The sequence below is a fragment of the Paenibacillus aceris genome, from assembly GCF_017874035.1.
In the GTDB taxonomy this organism is placed as follows: domain Bacteria; phylum Bacillota; class Bacilli; order Paenibacillales; family NBRC-103111; genus Paenibacillus_E; species Paenibacillus_E aceris.
On sequence record NZ_JAGGKV010000001.1, the window covers coordinates 271275 to 292070 of the forward strand.

At 44.6% G+C, this 20796-nt stretch carries 16 protein-coding genes; all 16 read right to left on the reverse strand.

The genetic code is table 11. From position 1 onward, the window contains the following. Positions 1 to 18: 18 nt before the first annotated feature. Entirely contained in the window at positions 19 to 2121 is a 2103-nt protein-coding gene (locus J2Z65_RS01235; protein ID WP_167056277.1) for a polyribonucleotide nucleotidyltransferase, read from the reverse strand. A gap of 262 nt (positions 2122 to 2383) precedes the next feature. Continuing rightward, positions 2384 to 2653, reverse strand: a complete 270-nt coding sequence (gene rpsO / locus J2Z65_RS01240; protein WP_029195252.1) for a 30S ribosomal protein S15 — start codon at positions 2651 to 2653, stop codon at positions 2384 to 2386. A gap of 163 nt (positions 2654 to 2816) precedes the next feature. Then, positions 2817 to 3755, reverse strand: coding sequence for a bifunctional riboflavin kinase/FAD synthetase (locus J2Z65_RS01245; RefSeq protein WP_167056274.1), 939 nt, complete (start codon positions 3753 to 3755; stop codon positions 2817 to 2819). A gap of 48 nt (positions 3756 to 3803) precedes the next feature. Next, on the reverse strand, positions 3804 to 4718 hold the full coding sequence (gene truB / locus J2Z65_RS01250; protein ID WP_167056271.1) for a tRNA pseudouridine(55) synthase TruB: 915 nt from the start codon (positions 4716 to 4718) through the stop codon (positions 3804 to 3806). Further along, positions 4715 to 5716, reverse strand: coding sequence for a DHH family phosphoesterase (locus J2Z65_RS01255; protein ID WP_240159626.1), 1002 nt, complete (start codon positions 5714 to 5716; stop codon positions 4715 to 4717). Before J2Z65_RS01255 ends, truB begins: the two co-directional genes overlap by 4 nt. Continuing rightward, positions 5713 to 6072 (reverse strand): 30S ribosome-binding factor RbfA, encoded by a 360-nt coding sequence (rbfA, locus tag J2Z65_RS01260; protein ID WP_167056268.1) that lies wholly within the window; start codon positions 6070 to 6072, stop codon positions 5713 to 5715. The genes J2Z65_RS01255 and rbfA overlap by 4 nt, the downstream gene beginning before the upstream one ends. Before the next feature lie 6 nt (positions 6073 to 6078). Further along, positions 6079 to 9033: a translation initiation factor IF-2 gene (gene infB / locus J2Z65_RS01265; RefSeq protein WP_209855658.1), complete on the reverse strand. Its 2955-nt coding sequence runs from the start codon at positions 9031 to 9033 to the stop codon at positions 6079 to 6081. Continuing rightward, positions 9023 to 9352, reverse strand: a complete 330-nt coding sequence (locus tag J2Z65_RS01270; protein WP_167056265.1) for a L7Ae/L30e/S12e/Gadd45 family ribosomal protein — start codon at positions 9350 to 9352, stop codon at positions 9023 to 9025. The genes infB and J2Z65_RS01270 overlap by 11 nt, the downstream gene beginning before the upstream one ends. Then, positions 9342 to 9656: an RNase P modulator RnpM gene (gene rnpM / locus J2Z65_RS01275; protein WP_167056262.1), complete on the reverse strand. Its 315-nt coding sequence runs from the start codon at positions 9654 to 9656 to the stop codon at positions 9342 to 9344. Before rnpM ends, J2Z65_RS01270 begins: the two co-directional genes overlap by 11 nt. 30 nt (positions 9657 to 9686) lie before the next feature. Further along, complete coding sequence (gene nusA, locus J2Z65_RS01280) at positions 9687 to 10784, reverse strand: transcription termination factor NusA (RefSeq protein WP_167056260.1); 1098 nt, start codon at positions 10782 to 10784, stop codon at positions 9687 to 9689. A 36-nt stretch (positions 10785 to 10820) separates the two neighbouring features. Next, positions 10821 to 11285, reverse strand: coding sequence for a ribosome maturation factor RimP (gene rimP, locus J2Z65_RS01285; protein ID WP_338111645.1), 465 nt, complete (start codon positions 11283 to 11285; stop codon positions 10821 to 10823). A 218-nt stretch (positions 11286 to 11503) separates the two neighbouring features. Beyond that, the gene (locus tag J2Z65_RS01290) at positions 11504 to 15811 is read right to left on the reverse strand and encodes a PolC-type DNA polymerase III (RefSeq protein WP_209855661.1); all 4308 of its coding nucleotides are present in this window, start codon (positions 15809 to 15811) and stop codon (positions 11504 to 11506) included. A 68-nt stretch (positions 15812 to 15879) separates the two neighbouring features. Then, entirely contained in the window at positions 15880 to 17328 is a 1449-nt protein-coding gene (gene proS / locus J2Z65_RS01295; protein ID WP_167056257.1) for a proline--tRNA ligase, read from the reverse strand. Positions 17329 to 17350: 22 nt separating this feature from the next. After that, positions 17351 to 18610 (reverse strand): RIP metalloprotease RseP, encoded by a 1260-nt coding sequence (gene rseP / locus J2Z65_RS01300; RefSeq protein WP_209855664.1) that lies wholly within the window; start codon positions 18608 to 18610, stop codon positions 17351 to 17353. Between the two features lie 172 nt (positions 18611 to 18782). After that, complete coding sequence (locus tag J2Z65_RS01305; RefSeq protein WP_209855667.1) at positions 18783 to 19928, reverse strand: 1-deoxy-D-xylulose-5-phosphate reductoisomerase; 1146 nt, start codon at positions 19926 to 19928, stop codon at positions 18783 to 18785. 24 nt (positions 19929 to 19952) lie between these two features. Beyond that, positions 19953 to 20747 (reverse strand): phosphatidate cytidylyltransferase, encoded by a 795-nt coding sequence (locus J2Z65_RS01310; protein WP_167056254.1) that lies wholly within the window; start codon positions 20745 to 20747, stop codon positions 19953 to 19955. Between the last annotated feature and the right edge of the window lie 49 nt (positions 20748 to 20796).

Consider the following 20796-nt stretch of genomic DNA (forward strand, 5'->3'; position numbering starts at 1 on the left):
TTCACAAGTCACTCGGCCCTAAGTTTGAGCCGGGACTTGCGAAGTTAAAGTTGCTTTACGCGAAAGATTTACTCTGCCTTGTTGGTCAATCTCGGTTACTTTAACCGTGATTTGATCACCAACATTCACGACATCTTCGACTTTAGCTACACGTTCAGTGGAGATTTGAGAAATGTGAACCAGTCCTTCTTTACCTGGCAAAATCTCAACGAAAGCTCCGAATTTCTCAACGCGTTTTACTGTGCCGAGATACGTTTCACCGACAACAACTTCACGTACAATACCTTCAATAATAGAACGCGCTTTTTCGTTCATCGCTTGATTAGAGGAAGCAATGAAAACACGGCCATCTTGTTCGATATCAATTTTCACGCCGGTTTCTTCAATAATTTTGTTGATGATTTTACCGCCTGCTCCGATTACATCACGGATTTTATCAGGGTTTATGTTCATCGTCAAGATTTTTGGCGCGTATTCGGACAGCGTTTTATTAGGCTCAGCAATACGCGAAACCATTTTGCTTAAGATGTGCAAACGGCCTTCTTTGGCTTGCTGCAAGGATTGCTGCAAAATGCTGCGATCGATTCCATCGATTTTGATATCCATTTGAAGCGCTGTAATACCTTCTGCAGTCCCCGCTACTTTGAAGTCCATATCGCCAAGATGATCTTCCATCCCTTGAATATCGGACAAAATGGAGAAGTGGTCTCCGTCTTTAATCAATCCCATCGCAATACCCGCAACAGGCGCTTTGATTGGAACGCCGGCATCCATAAGCGCTAATGTGCTTGCACAAATACTCGCTTGGGAAGTGGAACCGTTGGATTCCAAAACTTCTGAAACTAGACGAATGGTATATGGGAAATCAGTTTCATTAGGAATAATCGGCTCTAGAGCTCTCTCTCCTAGCGCACCATGTCCGATTTCACGGCGACCCGGCGGACGAAGCGGTCTTGCTTCACCTACGGAGAACGGCGGGAAATTATAGTGATGCATGAAACGTTTTGTTTCTGTAAGATCCAAGCCATCCAAGATTTGAACATCACCAAGTGCGCCTAATGTACAAACGCTCAACGCTTGAGTCTGACCACGTGTGAACAAGCCAGAACCGTGAGTGCGCGGCAGCAAATCAATATCGCAGTCAATTGCGCGGATTTCTTCTAACTTACGTCCATCCGGTCTTACTTTATCATGCGTAATCAAACGGCGGACTTCTTCTTTAACGATATCATAAAGTGTTTCTTTTACATCGCCTAACAATACTGGTGTTTCAGCATACAAAGCTGTAAAATGCTCAACAGCCTCTGCATTCACAACATCAATTGCTTCTTGTCTCGCGTGTTTCTCGGAAATTTTGATCGCATCGACTAATCTTGCTTGTGCGAAATCACGAACTGCCTTACTTACATCAGCGTCAACCGCATGGAGTTTAACTTCCATCTTCGGTTTGCCTGCGATTTCAACCAGTTCTTCAATAACAGCAACGATTTTACGAATTTCATCATGTCCGTACATAATGGCTTCCAGCACAACGTCCTCAGAAACTTCATTGGCGCCTGCTTCAACCATCATGATTGCGTCTTTCGTTCCAGCAACAGTTAAGTGAAGATCACTTTTTTCTGCTGTTTCACCCGTTGGGTTGATAACAAATTGACCATCTACACGTCCAACAATAACTCCGCCAACCGGGCCGTTAAAAGGGACATCAGAAATTGCAAGAGCCGCGGAAGTCCCGATCATTGCTGCAATTTCTGGCGGGCACTCCTGATCCACACTCATGACCATGGAAACAATTTGTACATCGTTACGGAATCCTTCCGGGAAAAGCGGACGAATCGGACGATCCGTCAAACGGCTCGCAAGAATCGCCTTTTCACTCGGACGGCCTTCACGCTTAATAAATCCGCCTGGAATTTTACCTACTGAATATAGTCTTTCTTCATAATTGACCGTTAACGGAAAGAAATCCAAATCTTTCGGTCCGCTGGATGCTGTAACTGTACTTAGCACAACAGTGTCGCCGTAACGGACGGTTACTGCAGCATTGGCTTGTTTGGCCAGCCTACCCGTTTCAAGAATGAACGGTTTGCCGCCAAGTTCCATTTGTACCCTTTTCTCCATAAAATCCTCCTAAGGAATTTTCTTATTCATTATGTGACATGATACGCATACACAAAAGGAAGGTCATTGACCTCAACAAGCAGACTCCGTATGTATTCAAAAAATGCCTTGTGCTGGAGTCATCCTCTAATTCTGCGTAGTGTCTAGTATTTCCTTCTTTTTCCGTTTTAAAAATACAAGAAAAAGCAACCTCGTTGCCACTCTCTGCGCAAGCTTTATCAAGCCCAGCAAAGGAGCAACAGGTTGCTTCTCATTGTCGGTTTTATCGACGCAAACCAAGCTTCTCGATCAAAGCACTGTAACGGCTCACATCTTTGTTCTTCACGTATGCTAGCAGCTTACGGCGTTGTCCAACCATTTTAAGCAAACCACGACGGGAGTGGTGATCTTTCTTGTGCGTACGCAGGTGGTTCGTAAGGTTAACAATGTTTTCTGTAAGGATTGCTACTTGTACCTCAGGTGAACCCGTATCGGTATCATGTACCTTGTGAGTTTGAATCAGTTGTGTTTTACGCTCTTGAGTTAATGCCATGAATGTTCATCTCCTAAATTCTATTGTATCCCCGTAAGCCTAGAAATCGCCGATGATAGCGTCTATCCAAGCTTAGGTTCATGCCAAAAGTATTGTCCTTTGGGCAACGTTAATTAGTATACCATAATCGCGCAGCAGAAGTAAATGCTTGTTTCGATCTGCGCTATCCTAATTTATTTTTTGCCGTTTCTGCATCCACCTTAATTTGTGCGATTAGTTCATCGATGGACGAGAACTTTCGCTCAGGGCGCAGAAAAGCAATGATTTCTACTTTCATATGCTCGCCATAGATTTGCTCGGAGAAATCAAATAGATGTGCTTCAAACGAAGGTTTCAACTCCCCGGTAGCGAACGTCGGCTTAACGCCAATATTCATCACACCTTTATACGTTTCCCCTTTGACCGAGGCTTTAATCGCATAAACACCATTTGTTGGGATGACATAGGTCTCATCTAATTGAAGATTAGCTGTTGGGAACCCTAACAATCTTCCCCGCTTTTCGCCATCCACTACGATGCCGCTGATGCTATAGGGACGACCGAGAAGTCTTGTAACTGTGTCAATATTCCCTTGTTGCAATGATTCACGAATGAGTGTGGAGCTTACTTTTTCGCCGTCCATTTGAAAGGGTCTCACCACTTCTACAGAAAATTTCCCATGACTCAGTTCACAAAGAGAATCCGGATTTCCTTTACCTTGATAACCGAATGTAAAATCAAAACCGCATATTACGCTGTTTACGCCAAGCTGATCCAATACTTGATCCACGAATAGTTCCGGGGAAAGTCGCATGAGCGAAGCATCAAAGGTAACAATATAGGTATGACTGACACCCAAAGAGGCAAATATTTCCATCTTTTCTTTCATTGGCGTCAAGAGATCCATGTATTTATCCTGTCCCATTACAGCTCTAGGATGAGGGTGAAAGGTCATGATCGCCGTCGGGAGCCCAAGCTTCTTAGCCGTAAGCAAAGCTCGTCCGATGACCTCCTGGTGTCCCAAATGTACACCATCAAAATCACCAATGGCCACTACCTGCTCGCCTACAAAAACTTGCGCAGAATCAAAATCAATGGGATATGAAATTGGTATTATTTGCATATAAGTTCGTTCACCTATCCATTTCAACCTGTCCCTGAATGTAATGAGTTAAAGAAATACTTTTGATGGGATCAGGATTTGGCTAGCGCTTTTCCATTCAAATAGACCAAGAAACCGTTGATCCGGTGAATAAGCACGGAGCAAGGTTTGCGAACCCGTCACACCGGCTATTCGACCCGCAGACAGCGGAATCCGTTTTCCTTGTTGAGCATTTACCGCTTCTTGCTCGGTAAGATCAACGTAAGGAATATGGGAAATCGCCTGATCCATTGGAATCATACGGTCTTGCAGCGCGCCAAGCGCCTTCAATTCTTTAATTTGATCAAAGGTTAAACACTGTTCTTGCCGGATACTGCCAGTTGAAGTCCGTATCAAACTTTTCATAACCGCGGGATATCCTAAAGCTTTACCAATATCAACACATAAGGTTCTAATATAGGTCCCCTTTGAGCAAGAAGCACGAAAATGAATTTCCGGATGCTTCTGCTGTAAGTCCATATGAAGAATCTCTAGCTGATGAATGGTCACTTTTCGGGATTTACGCTCAACTTCTTTTCCCTCTCGGGCTAGTTCGTAGAGACGCTTCCCATCGACTTTAACAGCGGAAAACATTGGGGGAATCTGTTCAATTTCGCCCACAAAACGAGACAATACTTCGCGGACTATTGCTTCATCCAATTGAACCTCCGAAACTTCCTCCAATACGTTACCAGTCATGTCCTCCGTATCTGTTGAAAGACCGATTGTAAGCTTAGCTTCATACTCCTTAGGCAGTTCCTGAATATATTCAACCATTCGAGTAGCTCTACCGATGCAAAGGGGCAGAACTCCTGTCACCTGTGGATCTAATGTACCCGTATGGCCAATACGTTTAATTCCAAGTATCCCTCTGACTTTGGCTACCACATCATGAGAAGTGAAGCCTTCCGGTTTCCAAACAGGCAAAATGCCTTCTAGCGTCATATCAGCTTGCTCCCTACTTCCTGAACCATTGTTGCTACTGCTTCTTCAAGTGTTCCTTGGATGGTACAGCCGGATGCACGCACATGACCGCCACCTCCAAGGGATTGCGCAATCGCTGCAACGTCGACAAGTCCTGAAGAGCGAAGACTTACTTTAATTACACCGGGCGCTTTCTCTTTAAATAACATTCCCACCTCAACGCCTTCTACATTGCGCGGATAGTTGACGAGTCCATCCAGATCCTCACTAGAAGCACCTGTAGACTCTAAATCAGCTAGCGATACCGCGAGCCACGCAAGTTTACGTTCATTGGCAAATGAGAGTGTCGACAGCGCCTTTTGAAGGAGAACAATTTGCGAATACGTAACTCTTTCTAAAACTTGCTCAGCAATAACGGAACCTTGTACTCCTAGTGCAAGCAAATTCGCTCCGATCTGCATAACTTCCGGAGATGTATTCGAATAGCGAAAACCGCCAGTGTCTGTAAGCAAGCCTGTGTATATACAGTCACCAAACGACAGGTCTAGCTTGATATTCATATGTATGGCTAAATCATACAAAATCTGAACAGTCGCAGCCGCATCATGCTTGATCAAATGATACAAACCGAATTTATCATTTGTCGGATGATGATCAACATTGAGCAGCTGGGCTTGTCCATCAAAAAGAGTGCTGACCCTACCTATTCTGGAGAAATCAGCACAATCAACACTTATTATGGTCTGGTACAGCCTGCTTGGCATAACTTTGCTTAAATCAAGCACCCGATCGCTTCCCCATAAATAGGAAAACTTAGAAGGCATCGCGCCTTCATTGATCATGGTATAAGTCTTCCCAAGTCGGGTCAGAAGCCAACCCATAGCGTATGTAGAGCTGGCGGCATCCCCATCCGGTTGGATGTGAGATACCACCAAGAAATCATCATGCTGCTCGATAAACTTAGCGGCTGCTTCCAGCTGCTGGCTATATTCGGTGGCATGGATCATTCTACTGCTCATATGCTTGGATTTCCTTCCTGGTTAAGCTTATGGAGCAAGTTTTCGATATGACTGCCATAATCGATAGACGCATCGAATTTAAACTGCAGCTCCGGAATTTTACGCAATCGGATACGTTTGCCCAACTCGGAACGAATATATCCTGAACCTGCAGAGAGAGCCTTCAAAGTGGCTTCCTTCTGCTCGTCGGTACCCATCACGCTAAGAAACACACGCGCTAAGGAAAGATCATTCGTTACTTCAACACCCGTAACCGTTAAGAAACCAATACGCGGATCTTTCAATTCAGATTGAACGATCTGGCTTAATTCTTTCTTAATTTGCTCGCTAACGCGACCTACACGCACTCTAGCCATTAGTTATCACCTCTCAACGGACTCCATGATGAAGGCTTCAATAATGTCGCCCTCTTTAATATCATGATAACGCTCCAGAGATATACCACATTCATAACCTTGTGCCACTTCTTTTTGGTCATCTTTAAATCGTTTCAAGGAGTCAATTTTACCTTCATGGACAACAATACCGCTGCGGATCAAACGAGTTTGTGCGTTACGCGCAATCTTGCCCGAAATAACCATACAACCGGCAATTGTTCCTGAACCCGTAATTTTGAACACATTACGTACTTCAGCTTGACCCAGAACAACTTCTTTGAAGATAGGATCCAGCATGCCTTTCATCGCTTGCTCAATTTCTTCAATGACGTTGTAAATAATGTTATGCAGACGAATATCAACTTTCTCTTGATCTGCTGTAGCTTTAGCAGCAGGCTCTGGACGAACGTTGAAACCGATAATAATCGCGTTGGACGCCGAAGCAAGAATAATATCCGACTCCGTAATGGCCCCTACACCATTATGCAAGATTTTGACACGAACGCCTTCCACTTCAATCTTCTCGAGCGAGCTTTTCAGAGCTTCAACAGATCCTTGAACGTCCCCTTTGATGATGACATTCAGATCCTTGATTTCGCCTTCTTTGATATGTTTAAAGAGGTCATCAAGCGTTACGCGTGAATTAGCCGTCATCTCCGATTGACGCAACGCAATGGAACGACGATCTGCGATGTCTCTCGCTTTACGCTCATCCTCATACACTAAGAATGGATCTCCAGCTTGCGGAACATCGGTCAATCCTGTAATTTCGACCGGTGTTGAAGGACCTGCTTCTTTCAAGCGTTTGCCCTTATCATTTACCATCGCGCGGATACGGCCAAAGTGAACGCCTGCAACGAAGCTGTCTCCTACTTTAAGCGTACCGTGTTGAATTAGGACGCGAGCCACAGGGCCTCTTCCTTTATCCAACTCTGCTTCAATGACAGTTCCTCTTGCACGTTTGTTCGGGTTAGCTTTGTACTCTTGAACTTCCGCCACGAGCAAGATCATCTCTAGGAGATTTTCAAGTCCAATACGCTGTTTTGCGGAAATTTCACAGAAAATCGTATCGCCGCCCCACTCCTCCGGAACCAATTCATAAGCGGTAAGTGCCTGCTTGATTTGGTCAGGATTTGCGCCTTCTTTATCAATCTTGTTCACAGCTACGATGATAGGAACGCCAGCAGCTTTAGCATGGTTAATCGCTTCTACGGTTTGTGGCATTACACCGTCATCAGCAGCAACGACAATAATCGTAATATCCGTAACTTGTGCACCGCGGGCACGCATCGTTGTAAATGCTTCGTGACCTGGCGTATCCAAGAACGTGATTTTTTTATGGTTAACTTCGACTTGATACGCCCCGATGTGCTGTGTGATTCCGCCAGCTTCCCCTTCGGTAACGCTTGTTTTACGAATGGCGTCAAGAAGTGTTGTTTTACCATGGTCAACGTGACCCATAATCGTCACAACAGGTGGGCGTTCAAGCAGATCTGCCTCATCATCCACTTCTTCAATCGTTTCGAAATTATCTTCTTCAACTTTAATCTTAATCTCAACTTCAACACCGAATTCAGTAGCAATCAATTGAATTGCATCCAAATCAAGTTCTTGGTTGATCGTTGCCATTGTTCCCAAGAATAATAATTTCTTGATCACTTCAGAAGCATCTTTGTGGAGTAATTTGGCTGTTTCACCAACCGTCATACTGCCCCGAACGATGATTTTCTTAGGTGTATTGTCAATTTTCTCTTTCTTAACCGTTTCCTGCTGATATCTGCCTCGGTTGTTACCACGTTGATTGCCACGGTTGTTACCAGCTGGCCCGCGGTTTCCGCCAGAGCGGTTATCATCGAAACGTTTAGGCGTTGGCTTGGATTTCTTGGTTGTAATCACGCCAGCCTTTGCTGCTGCATCATCCAATTCAGCTGCTGTTGCACCAACGTGGAACTGCGGCTTAGCTTCTTGAATAACAGGTCTTCCGCTTTGATTATTGTTACGGTTGTCAAACGGCTTGTTTTGACGATTTGGTCCTGTGCTACGGTTCGGACTTGATCCTTGCGGGCGGCCGCTATTCGCGCTTTGCCCACCACCTGCTGAAGCACCTTGATTAGGACGGGATCCCGCATAGTTGCTGTTGCTGCGCGGAGCTCCGCCTTGACCTTGACCCTGACCCTGGTAGGAGCCTTGACCGCTCGGACGTTGGCTGTTATAGCCGCCTGAAGAGCCGCCGGGACGTCCATCGTTGGAACGGAACGGAGGTCTGTCACCTGAGCCCGAGCGTTGCCCGCCTTGTGAAGAACCTTGGCCTTGATAACCTTGACCGCTCGGACGTTGTCCGCCTTGGTTTGACCCTTGATAACCGGAACGTTGTCCGCCGCCTTGGCTGGAACCTTGACCGCTAGGGCGACCGCCACCTTGGCCTTGGTACCCCGTGCGCTGACCCTGACTGTTTGGACGTTGTCCGCCTTGACTGGAACCTTGCCCACTTGGGCGTCCATCACGTTGTGGCTGGGAAGGACGACTCGTACTTGTGTTACTAGGCGTAGATGGTGTTTGTTGTGGTGTCACTGCACCACTAGGTGTACTGTTTGTACTGTTGGCTGATTGTTCTGAAGAAGCAACAGGCTTAGAAGCTTGTGTTGCTGCACCTTTATTCTCTTGTGCTGGAGCCTGCGTTGCAGGATTCTGATTCGTCGTTGATGAACTCACATTTCCTCCGTCCGTAGCTGCTCGTTTGGCAGCCGCATTAGCTTTTATATCACGGAAAAATTTTTCGACGGAACTAACCGCGTCATTTTCCATTACACTCATATGATTGTTAACTGGGATATTTAATCGTTTAAGAATTGTAATTATCTCTTTACTGCTCATATTGAGCTGTTTTGCGTATTCGTATACGCGCGTCTTATCTTTATTATCTTGTTGTTTATTGGTCAATATGTTCCACCTCCGCAGGATTTTCTTGACTTTTCTGCAGCATCTGCGCGAAGCCTCCGTCCAATACACCTATGGTGACACGCATCTCTTTACCAATGCTGCGGCCCAATTCATACTTCGATCCGATTTCCATGAGAGTCACCCCATAAAATTGGCATTTGTCCTGAAATTTCTTACGTGTATTAGCCGAAGCATCCTCCGCCATAATGACAAGTTTAGCCTCTCCCGCACGAATCGCTTTAAAAACGCCTTCGTCACCGGTAACAAGCTTCCCTGCCCGCATCGCCAATCCCAACTGGTTCAAAAATTTAGGATTCATCCTCCGATTCCTCCTCTTTCGAGGTTAGAAATTCATCTTCAACCCGAATGAAATCTTGTTCCAGTTGGTCATAAATATCAGCGCTTACGGCATGCTTAAGTGCTCGATCCAAGGCTTTGCTTTTTTTTGCCAATTTAAAACAAGAAACTTTACCGCATAAGTAGGCACCGCGCCCGGATTTTTTCCCTTTAAGATCAATGAGAATGTCATCTTCAGGCGTTTTGACGACGCGGATCAATTCCCTCTTCGGCATCATTTCCTGGCAGGCCACGCATTTTCTCAGAGGGACTTTTCTCTGCTTCATTCCGATCACCCCTTGCTTCCAAACAAAAACTTAATCGATACTGACTGAATCCTGATGCATTTCTTCCGTATAAGTTTTTACTCGGCCAAATTCTTGTTCAGCTTGCGTTTCACTCTTAATGTCAATTTTCCAACCTGTCAGCTTGGCTGCGAGGCGGGCATTTTGCCCTTTGATACCGATAGCCAAAGAAAGCTGATAATCCGGAACAATGACGCGTGCCATTTTTTCATTTTCATGAATTTGCACTTCAAGAACTTTAGAAGGGCTTAGCGCATTCGCTACATACTCTTCCACGCTCTCCATCCAGCGTACGATGTCAATTTTCTCGCCGCGCAGCTCCGTTACAATCGTCTGAACGCGTAAGCCTTTTGGCCCAACGCAGGAACCTACAGGATCCACTTCAGGGTTGCGTGAGTGAACAGCGATTTTGGAACGGAAACCCGCTTCACGAGCTACCGAACGAATTTCAACGACACCGTCAAAAATTTCCGGTACTTCCAGCTCAAATAGACGCTTAAGCAGTCCTGGATGCGTTCTGGATAAAATAATTTGCGGTCCCTTGGTCGTATTCTCCACTTTGGTGATATACGCCTTAATCCGATCGCCTTGTTTGAATTTATCCGTTGGCATGAGTTCAGTCAAAGGCAGCACGGCCTCCACTTTACCCAAATCGACATAAATATTACGCTGATCTTGACGCTGAAGAATGCCCGTCACAATATCCTCTTCTTTGTCAATAAAAGCATTGTAAATTAAGCCTCGCTCAGCTTCACGAATACGCTGTGTTACTACCTGTTTCGCTGTTTGCGCAGCAATTCGCCCAAAATCACGAGGAGTCACTTCAATTTCAACAATATCGTCCAGTTGGTAATTCGGATTAATTTCACGTGATGCGTGAACAGAAATTTCCAATCTTGGATCAAGTACTTCCTCAGTTACGGTTTTGCGGGCAAACACCTTGATGAGGCCAGTATGACGATTGATATCTACGCGCACATTTTGTGCGGTGTTGAAATTACGTTTATAGCTTGAAATCATCGCTGCTTCAATTGCATCGATAAGTAACTCTTTAGAGATACCCTTCTCACGTTCAATTTCCGACAGCGCTTCGATGAAATCCGTGTTCATTTGAACTGAGTCCCCCCTTTCAATAAGTAACGGTCACTAAAATACGATAGCCAGACGAGCGCTTGCTACCTTCGTGAACGGAATAGTAACTTTCTTCTTGCCAATTTCAATGACGAGATCTTGTTCGTCAAAGGATACCAGTAATCCTTCAAACTCCTTGGAGCCCTCGATCTGCTCATAGGTCGTAACAAATACGTGACTGTTCACAGCCTTGTAATAATCTTGTGTTTTCTTCAGTGGACGTTCTGCGCCCGGAGAAGAAACTTCCAAGAAATATGCATCAGCGATCGGATCTTTCTCATCCAATTGAACACTTAAGTATTCACTGATACGGCCGCAATCATCTATATCAATTCCGCCTTCTTTGTCAGCGTAGACACGAAGGAACCAATTGCTGCCCTCTTTGACATATTCAATATCCACGAGTTCAAATCCATTTTGTTCAATGAAATCCTTCAGCATGTCCTCAATGACGGATTTGATGTGTGCTTGTGTAACCACAGATAAATGTACCTCCTAAATTGACTTTCCCTAGTCTTAAACCGAAAAGTCCTATATCAAAATGTAAAGAGTGGGTTTCCCCACTCTTTAATCACAAGATGATATCCTCATTATTGCCAATAAAAATTATACCATAACCAATCTTTGCATTACAATAGCAAACTTGTTAATGTTTTTCACTTGACAGCTACTATTTTTTCTATGATATGCAATGAAATCTAGAAGAGTGACAACTGATTCGATTCCGGCAAACCGCGGAAACAACCCATTGAGTTAAGCAGCTCGATTACTGTTTTGGAAGCTTTCGAACGATTCTGGAAATCCTCGATGGAGAGGAAGTCGCCTTCGTCCTTGGCAGCCGCAATATTCTTAGCTGCGTTCTCTCCAATGCCTGACATGGCGGCAAATGGAGGTATCAGCGAATTCCCATCGATCGTAAAGCGAGTTGCATGCGAACGATAGATGTCAATCGGCTTGAAGCTGAAGCCGCGTGACGTCATTTCCAGCGACATCTCCAGAATGGAAACCATCGCTTTCTCTTTTGGCAGCGCTTGGAAGCCCTTTTCTTCAATTTCTATCAATCGTTTCAGGATGGCGTCATAACCTTGACATAGCAGTTCAAGATCAAAATCGGCCGCACGAACACTAAAGTATGTCGCATAGTAGGCAATTGGGTGATATACCTTGAAGTAGGCTGTACGAACAGCAGAGATAACATAAGCAGCAGCATGCGCTTTTGGAAACATATATTCAATCCGTTCACAAGATTCAATATACCAGGCAGGCACGTTACAGCGTTTCATCTCTTCTTTCCATTCATCCGTGAGACCTTTACCTTTACGTACACTCTCAGTAATTTTAAACGCGAGACCCGCATCCATTCCTGCTTTATAAATTAAGAATAGCATAATATCATCCCGACAGCCGATAACGGTTTTAATATTGCATATGCCTTTCTTAATCAGTTCCTGTGCGTTCCCTAACCAAACACCAGTTCCGTGAGAGAGTCCGGAAATTTGCAATAAGTCGGCGAAAGAGCTCGGCTGCGTTTCCTGAAGCATTTGTCGAACGAATTTCGTCCCCATCTCCGGAACGCCGTACGTAGCAACTGGAGAACGGATCTGATCAGGTGTTACCCCAAGCGCTTCCGTAGAGTTGAAAATGCTCATTGCTTTAGGATCATTCATGGGAATGCTCGTTGGATCGATTTCAGTCAAATCCTGCAGCATCCGCATCATCGTCGGATCGTCGTGCCCGAGAATATCGAGCTTGAGCAAGTTGGCATCAAAGGCATGATAATCAAAATGAGTTGTTTTCCAATCTGAGTTTTTATCATCTGCCGGATATTGGACCGGTGTAATGTCATCAACTTCCATGTAATCAGGTACGACGACGATTCCCCCTGGATGCTGACCCGTACTTCGCTTAACTCCTGTGCAGCCTGCGGCCAAACGATTCAACTCTGCCCCTCGCCATTTCTGGCCTTGCTCTTCTTCATATTTCTTGACGAAGCCGAAGGCCGTCTTCTCTGCGACTGTACCAATGGTACCCGCACGGAAAACGCATTTCTCACCGAAAATTTCCTTCGTGTAGTTATGGGCTACAGGTTGATACTCCCCAGAGAAGTTCAAATCAATATCTGGGACCTTGTCCCCTTTAAAGCCAAGGAATGTTTCGAAAGGAATGTCATGACCGTCACCTTTCAGGTCAGAGCCGCATGACGGACATATTTTATTCGGAAGATCGAATCCGCTTGGGACACTTCCGTCCATGAACCACTCACTATGCTGACAAGAATAACAAATATAATGCGGAGGAAGTGGATTAACCTCGGAAATCCCAAGCATCATCGCTACAACAGAAGATCCGACAGATCCCCTTGAACCTACGAGATAACCATCTTGATTGGACTTTTTAACCAGACGCTCGGAGATCAAGTAGTTCGCAGAGAAACCGAATTTAATGATTGGAACAAGTTCTTTTTCCAACCGGGCAACGATAACCTCTGGTAGCTCTTCGCCGTAGATACTTTTCGCAGTAGAGTAACAGGTATTTCGAATTTCTTCGTCTGCGCCTTCAATAATTGGCGTGAACAGCTTATCGGGAAAGAGCTCAATCGATTCGAACCGATCAGCCAGTTCATTAGTGCTGCGAATAACAACCTCAATCGCTTTCTCTTCACCTAGAAATTTGAATTCTTCCAACATTTCTTTTGTAGTGCGGAGATGAGCGTCAGGCTTTTTCATAGCTTTAAGAGGACTAAACCCGGTAATCCCGTTTATTGTGATGTCCCGGCATACTTTCTCTCTTGGATGAAGATAATGAACGTTTCCTGTCGCAATGACCGGTTTGCCTGTCTTATAACCGATTTCACAAACGCGGCGTACGGCATTCTCGAGATCTTCAACACTGCCCACGAGCCCCTTTTCTACTAGGTGCATGTTATAGCTAACTGGCTGAATTTCCAGAATGTCATAAAACTCTGAAACTTGCTCGGCTTCTTCAATCGTTTTATTAAGAACCGCTTCGAAAAACTCCCCTTTTTCGCAACCTGAAGTAATGAGCAGCCCTTCTCTTAATTCGACTAATACACTCTTTGGAATCGTAGCGCCCCGCTGCAAGTAAGTTGTGTGGGATAAGGATATGAGTTTAAATAAATTCTTTTTGCCAACAGCATTAAGCGCATATACACAACAGTGGAAAGGACGCTGATTCGACAGATCTTTACCAACGTAATCATTTAGCTTAGCCAGACTCGTAATTTGTCGATCATTAGCCTCATTAATTAAATGATAGAGCACAAATCCTAACGCAATGGAGTCATCGATCGCACGGTGATGGTTATCTAAGCTAACTTTGAATTTATCCGATAAAGTGTTCAAGCGATGATTTTTCATAGATGGAAACAGAAATCTGGCAAGCTCCAATGTATCCAGCACTGAGTTCGTAACGTCGGGCAAACCCATACGTTTCAGATTGGCTTGAAGAAATCCCATATCGAAACGCGCATTGTGGGCTACGAGAACGGAATCGCCAATGAATTCCACAAACTTCGGAAGTTCGTCTTCTATATCAGGCGCATCGACGACCATTTCATCGGTAATATTCGTTAACTGCTGAATGTTATACGGAATTTTCTCATGCGGATTGATGAACGTTGCGAACCGATCGATTTCTTTGCCATCCTGCATTTTGACACCGGCAAGCTCGATAATGCGGTTATTCGTAACGGATAAACCAGTCGTCTCAACGTCGAAGATAACATAAGTCGCCTGCTTCAAATCAATATCCCGGCCATTCATGACAATAGGCACAGAATCATTGACTACGTTGGCTTCAACGCCATAAATCACTTTAATGCCGTGTTTTTTGGCGGCTTTTCCGGCATCCGGAAAACATTGAATATTGCTGTGATCCGTAACTGCAATAGCTTTATGGCCCCACTTTGCAGCCATTTTCACATATTGATCAATAGGTGTTAAAGCATCCATCGTACTCATTGTAGTATGCAAATGGAACTCAACGCGCTTCTCAGCTGCGTCATCCATCCGATCCTTAGGCGCCATCACTTCGTTCAAATCGTTTGGAATCATAACAAGTTCAGGAATTTGCATGAACCGGTCATACTCAACCTTCCCTCTAGCTCTGATCCAAGTCCCATTCTGAAGCAGACTCATAATCTTCACGTCATCTTTGGTTTTTGCAAAAACTTTCATCGCCATTGAGTCCGTAAAATCGGTCAAGTTAAATGTAAACAGCGTATTCCCGTTTCTTAATTCCTTGACTTCCAAGCCAAATACAGTTCCTTGAACCGTAATTTTCTTCTCTTCTTCTTGAATATCCTTCAGCGGCGTCGGCACTTCCTTGATATCGTACCCCATGACAAGCTTCAGATCATCCGGTAAAGAGGATTCTTCTTCCTCCATATCGATCGACATCATGATTTCTTGCGTAATCGTCTTCTCGCTCTGCTCCCGCTGCTTGGCAAACTTTTCATACTCTGTTTCAATATCAGCTGAATCGCTAATCGCATATTTAACGGATAATTCCGTTTGGAAAAAATTATGAAAGAAGTCCCGAATAAACGTATCCATATTCTTTTTCTTAGCAAGCTCTAGTCCGATCGCATCAAGCATGATGAGGGAAAGAGATTGACCTTGTACTTCAAACCTTGCTTTGGCCATCCAGCCATTGATGGAAGGTACTTCACGCTGCAGCCACTCCATAAAGAGGCTCCAATATTCATCCACCAAAGCTGCCGGCTCCGCCCCTTCAAATTTCCAAATAAAACGAATCTTCGCGATTTGCGCGAATTTCTCTTGAATCATTTTACAAAAAGAGCGGTAAATGTTCTGAGGCACCAATTCATTTTTCACCAAATAAAAAGTCCAGTCGCGATTCTTCCGACTTATTTCTACTTGATCGATATAGCCTTCTGTAAAAAATGATCGCACGATATCGGCTGGAATCTCCGCTTGCTGCATCAAAAGCTCAAAGCGATTCCGTTTATCAGCCAAATTACTCATGAACAGCCTCCCCATAAAAATACGAAGGGCAATGGAATACTTGCCTCCATTTGCCCTTTTGATTGTGATTAATAGCTGCGGCCAAAAACGACCGTATGTTTAGCAGCATCGCCGCAAACCAGACATGTTGATTTCGTTTCGGTAGGTGTGAAAGGAATATTCCGGCTTGTCGCACCTGTTTCTTGCTTCACTTGCTCTTCACAAGCATTAGAACCGCACCATCCGGCTAAAGCAAAACCGCGTTTTGTCTCCAGGAAGGTTTTGAATTCATCAATGGTATCCACGGCAATATAATGCTCATCTCGGAACTGCTTTGCTTTATCATACATCTGCTGATGGATCTCAGCAAGTAAATTTTGAACTTCTTCGACAAAATTCGATTGTTGGACTGTTTTCTTTTCGCCGCTTACGCGAGAAACCAGAACAACTTGTCCATTTTCCATGTCACGAGGCCCTAATTCAACCCGGATCGGCACGCCGCGCATCTCATATTCATTAAATTTCCAGCCAGGGCTTTGGTCTGCACGATCGTCCACTTTCACACGGATACCGGCTTTCTTAAGCTCCGCATACAACTCGTCTACTTTCGCAATGACTTGGTCACGCGTTTTTGGAGGGCCAATTGGAATCATAATCACTTGTGTCGGAGCCACTTTAGGTGGCAGAACCAATCCGCGGTCATCGCCATGAACCATGATGAGGGCACCAATCAAACGAGTGCTTACGCCCCATGATGTCGTGTGTGCAAACTGATGCTGGTTCTCGCGATCCAAGAATTTGATATCGAAAGCCACTGCAAAGTTTGTCCCCAAATAGTGAGAAGTTCCCGCTTGCACAGCTTTGCCATCCTTCATCATTGCCTCAATCGAGAAGGTGTCAATCGCTCCAGCAAATTTCTCGGAAGGCGTTTTTTGCCCAACGATAACAGGGATAGCCAAGAAGTCTTCCGCAAATTGACGATAAACGTCTAACATTTGCATCGTTTCACGGCGTGCATCCTCTTCATCCTCATGAGCCGTATGACCTTCTTGCCATAAGAACTCAGTCGTACGAAGGAAAGGCAACGTGCGCTTCTCCCAGCGAACAACATTCGCCCATTGGTTAATCAACAGCGGCAGATCACGGTAGGAGTTAATCCACTCGGAGTACATATGCCCAATCATGGTTTCGGAGGTTGGACGAATCGCCAAACGTTCTTCCAGCTTTTCTCCGCCTGCTTCTGTAACCCAAGGCAGTTCTGGATTAAAGCCCTCTACGTGCTCTTTTTCTTTTTGGAAAAAGCTTTCTGGGATAAATAGAGGGAAATAAGCATTTCGGTGACCCGTTTCTTTGAATTTGCTGTCCAGCTCGCGTTGAATGTTTTCCCAAATTTCATAGCCGTCCGGCTTGAACACAATACAACCGCGAACCGGAGAATAGCTCATAAGATCCGCTTTTTTGATCACATCTATGTACCAACGGGAGAAATCTTCTCCCTGTGGCGTAATTTCTTTAACAAACTGCTTATCGTTTGACATATACCCTCCTAGATCATTAGAACTATCCCTTTATTAGACGCAAAATATCATTATAAGTTACTGCCACCATGAGCAGCATGAGCAGTGCAAACCCAACGAAATGAACCATACTCTCCCGGTTCGGGTCAATCGGTTTGCCGCGGAGCGCTTCCAGCCCCATGAATAAAAGTCGGCTACCATCCAACGCTGGAATCGGCAGGAGGTTAAATATCCCAAGATATAAGCTCAATGTAGCCATCCAAGAGAGAAAAACTGTTATTCCCATTTGGGCAAATTGGGCAGATACTTGAGCTGTTCTTACGGGTCCGCCTAAATCATCCAGTTTAAATTGAAGCGTGACGAGCTTTTGTAGTCCCGTTATGATTCCGATTGTTGTTCCAACAACTTGTTCGTAAGTACCGCTTATCACTTCACCAAAAGAAGCGCTTCGACGATCCCCTGAAATCACAACCCCCAACTTACCGGAGCCAGCTTCCATCTCTGGTGTTACTTGAAGCGTCAGCGGATTCCCCGCGCGATCAACAACCCACGTCATAGGTTTGCCAGCAGATGATTGAATGGTGTTCACCAGCTTCTCACGATCATCGCCAATCGGCTGATTATCAATCGAAATGATGATATCCCCTTTATGTAGACCCGCCTTCTCTCCTGCCTTACCGGCAAGTACGGAATCCAGCTTAACATTCGTTAAAACGCCAGACATAATCACAACGATCAGAAACAACACTATGGCTAGAATGAAATTCATTACAGGCCCCATCACAATAGCGAGAGCTCGTTGTCCTACCGTTTTGGAACCGAATTGCCGATCATAAGGCGCAATTTGTGTCTCGGTTCCTTTAGTTACCATCATCGCTTCACGATTAATGGGATAAGTCACTCTCTCTCCGTCTACATCAAGAGATACTTGAAGCGTTTTTTCTAAATCGATTTGTTCCACGACACCCAATATCACATTGGAACGACGGTCTAATTGATCGAGAAAAAGAGAGGCTACTTCATTTTGTTTGTTTAATTTAATGGCAACGGTTTGTCCAGGATTTACTTGAACAATTTCCGGATCTTCGCCAGCCATCCGAACAAAACCACCGATGGGCAGTAAGCGAAGCGTATAGCGAGTTTCCCCTTTTTTATATGAGAAAATCTTAGGTCCAAAACCGATGGCAAATTCTCTAACCAAGATGCCTGCGCGTTTTGCAAAGTAAAAATGACCCCATTCATGAATCGAGACAAGAATGAAAAACAACAAAATAACCTTCAATCCAACTTCTATGGCTGACAAGTCGTATTTCCTCCTTCATGGACAGCATGTTCTTAGATTACCATTATTGAACCGCTGAATACAAGCTGTGTCCGTTTAGCACAGTATACGGGCTGGGAGATTGAATTAGACGTACCTGTAACCAGAGAAAAAAAGAGCCGAGCCACTCTCGCTGACTTAAGCTCTCAACATGTTAAAATCGAATAGACTCCGCAAAAGATCTCGCCCATAAATCCTGTTCATGAATGACTTCCAGCTCAGGATTGGAGAAGGACTGGTGCTTCAATAAAACGGATTCTATCACTTGCTCAATTTGTAGAAACGTAATTTCACCTTTGAGAAAACGAGCAACTGCTATTTCATTGGCAGCATTATATACCGTCGGCGTTGTTCCGCCTTGTTTGCCGCTCTCAAAAGCCATTCGCAAACACGGATACCGATTATAATCCATCTCTCTGAAATGCAGCTTACCAATGGAAGCCAAATCAAGCCGCTTCGTCGGAGTCGAATACCGGTCAGGATACGTTAAAGCATATTGGATTGGGACACGCATATCCGGGTTGCCTAACTGAGCAATAATGCTGTTGTCAACAAATTCAACATAGGAATGAATCACACTTTCCGGATGAATCAGGACATCAATTTGATCATAAGAAAGATTGAACAGCCAATGAGCCTCGATGACCTCAAGCCCTTTGTTCACCATCGTCGCTGAATCGATTGTAATCTTAGCTCCCATCGACCAATTCGGATGCTGCAAAGCTTGTTCAACCGTTACTCCTTCCAACTCTTCCCGTGAGCGGTCACGGAAGGAACCGCCTGATGCCGTTAACGTAATTTTCGAAACTTGCGAAGCGTTTTCACCGTTGAGGCATTGAAAAATGGCTGAATGCTCGCTATCGATCGGCAGTAAAGAGACGCCTCTTTTGCGAATAGCATCCGTTACGATGTGTCCCGCACTAACCAGTGTTTCTTTATTCGCCAGACCGATGTGCTTACCAGCTTCGATTGCTGCAAGTGTAGGCTTTAGTCCTTGACTGCCTACCAAGGCAGTTACAACTAAATCAGCTTCTGTTGCAGCTGCAACCTCAACCAGCCCTTCTTGGCCATATAAAACCTTCGTAGCTGACGATACGTTCTTAAGAACCTCGTCAGCCAACTCCTTCGTAGCAACTGATACGAGTTTCGGATTAAACTGTTTAATTTGTTCGATTAATAACTTTGTATTATACCCGCCAGATAAAGCTTCAACTTGAAATTTCTCCGGGGCATGTTGAACGATATCTAAGGTTTGTGTACCAATAGACCCCGTTGACCCTAAGATAGCAATCCGTTTCATTATTTTCCACCTCGCCTGCGGCAATTACATGGGAAGAATTCCGATCAAATAAATAAATGGAAACACAATTAACCAACTATCCATCCGATCCAAAACACCGCCATGACCGGGCAGTAATGTTCCCGTATCTTTGATACCTTTAACACGTTTGTATGCAGACTGAATCAAGTCGCCAACTTGTCCGACAACAGCGATAATGAAACCGAGCGCCAATGCTTTCCCAATTCCTAACAAATCCGGAGCACACCAAGCGAATACAAGTGCTGCGAACATTGAGATAACAACGCCGCCAATAGCTCCTTCAATTGATTTCTTAGGGCTAATTTGCGGCCAAAGCGGATGTTTGCCAAGCTTGGAGCCTACGAAATAAGCACCTGAATCCGAAGCCCATATACAAACAAATACTAGGATTGTCCAGAACAAGCCGTGATCTGCTAAACGTGCAGCAATCATATAATAGAAACCAAATGCAATGTATACAACGCCTAACAAAATGACCGAAACTTGGTCAATTGTAATTTTATTTTTCGAAGCTACCGTTATAAATAGAAGTACGAACATAGCTAACCAAATGATTGCACTTGTAGATATAAGAGGTGTTATCCCGATAAATTCCCAAGGTACCGTAATGTACAATAGTGCAACTAGTCCAACAAAGCTTGTTAATTTATACTTCGTGTAGCCGTTCATTTGAAGATATTCTCTGTAACCAAGAATCGAGAGCAATACGATTAAACCTGCGTACCAATAACCGCCTAATACTAATAACGTAATAAAAACAAGCCCAGCAATGACCCCTGTGACGATCCTTTGTTTCAAGTTGAATCCTCCTAGATGTACAACTTCAAATCCTGCAGCAATTCGTTCC

Bases quoted from the DNA above. Each gene is read 5' to 3' on its own strand.
- J2Z65_RS01235 (WP_167056277.1), bottom strand. From the start codon at position 2,121: ATGGAGAAAAGGGTACAAATGGAACTTGGCGGCAAACCGTTCATTCTT.
- rpsO (WP_029195252.1), bottom strand. From the start codon at position 2,653: ATGGCATTAACTCAAGAGCGTAAAACACAACTGATTCAAACTCACAAG.
- J2Z65_RS01245 (WP_167056274.1), bottom strand. From the start codon at position 3,755: ATGCAAATAATACCAATTTCATATCCCATTGATTTTGATTCTGCGCAA.
- truB (WP_167056271.1), bottom strand. From the start codon at position 4,718: ATGACGCTAGAAGGCATTTTGCCTGTTTGGAAACCGGAAGGCTTCACT.
- J2Z65_RS01255 (WP_240159626.1), bottom strand. From the start codon at position 5,716: ATGAGCAGTAGAATGATCCATGCCACCGAATATAGCCAGCAGCTGGAA.
- rbfA (WP_167056268.1), bottom strand. From the start codon at position 6,072: ATGGCTAGAGTGCGTGTAGGTCGCGTTAGCGAGCAAATTAAGAAAGAA.
- J2Z65_RS01270 (WP_167056265.1), bottom strand. From the start codon at position 9,352: ATGAATCCTAAATTTTTGAACCAGTTGGGATTGGCGATGCGGGCAGGG.
- rnpM (WP_167056262.1), bottom strand. From the start codon at position 9,656: ATGAAGCAGAGAAAAGTCCCTCTGAGAAAATGCGTGGCCTGCCAGGAA.
- nusA (WP_167056260.1), bottom strand. From the start codon at position 10,784: ATGAACACGGATTTCATCGAAGCGCTGTCGGAAATTGAACGTGAGAAG.
- J2Z65_RS01290 (WP_209855661.1), bottom strand. From the start codon at position 15,811: ATGAGTAATTTGGCTGATAAACGGAATCGCTTTGAGCTTTTGATGCAG.
- proS (WP_167056257.1), bottom strand. From the start codon at position 17,328: ATGTCAAACGATAAGCAGTTTGTTAAAGAAATTACGCCACAGGGAGAA.
- J2Z65_RS01305 (WP_209855667.1), bottom strand. From the start codon at position 19,928: ATGAAACGGATTGCTATCTTAGGGTCAACGGGGTCTATTGGTACACAA.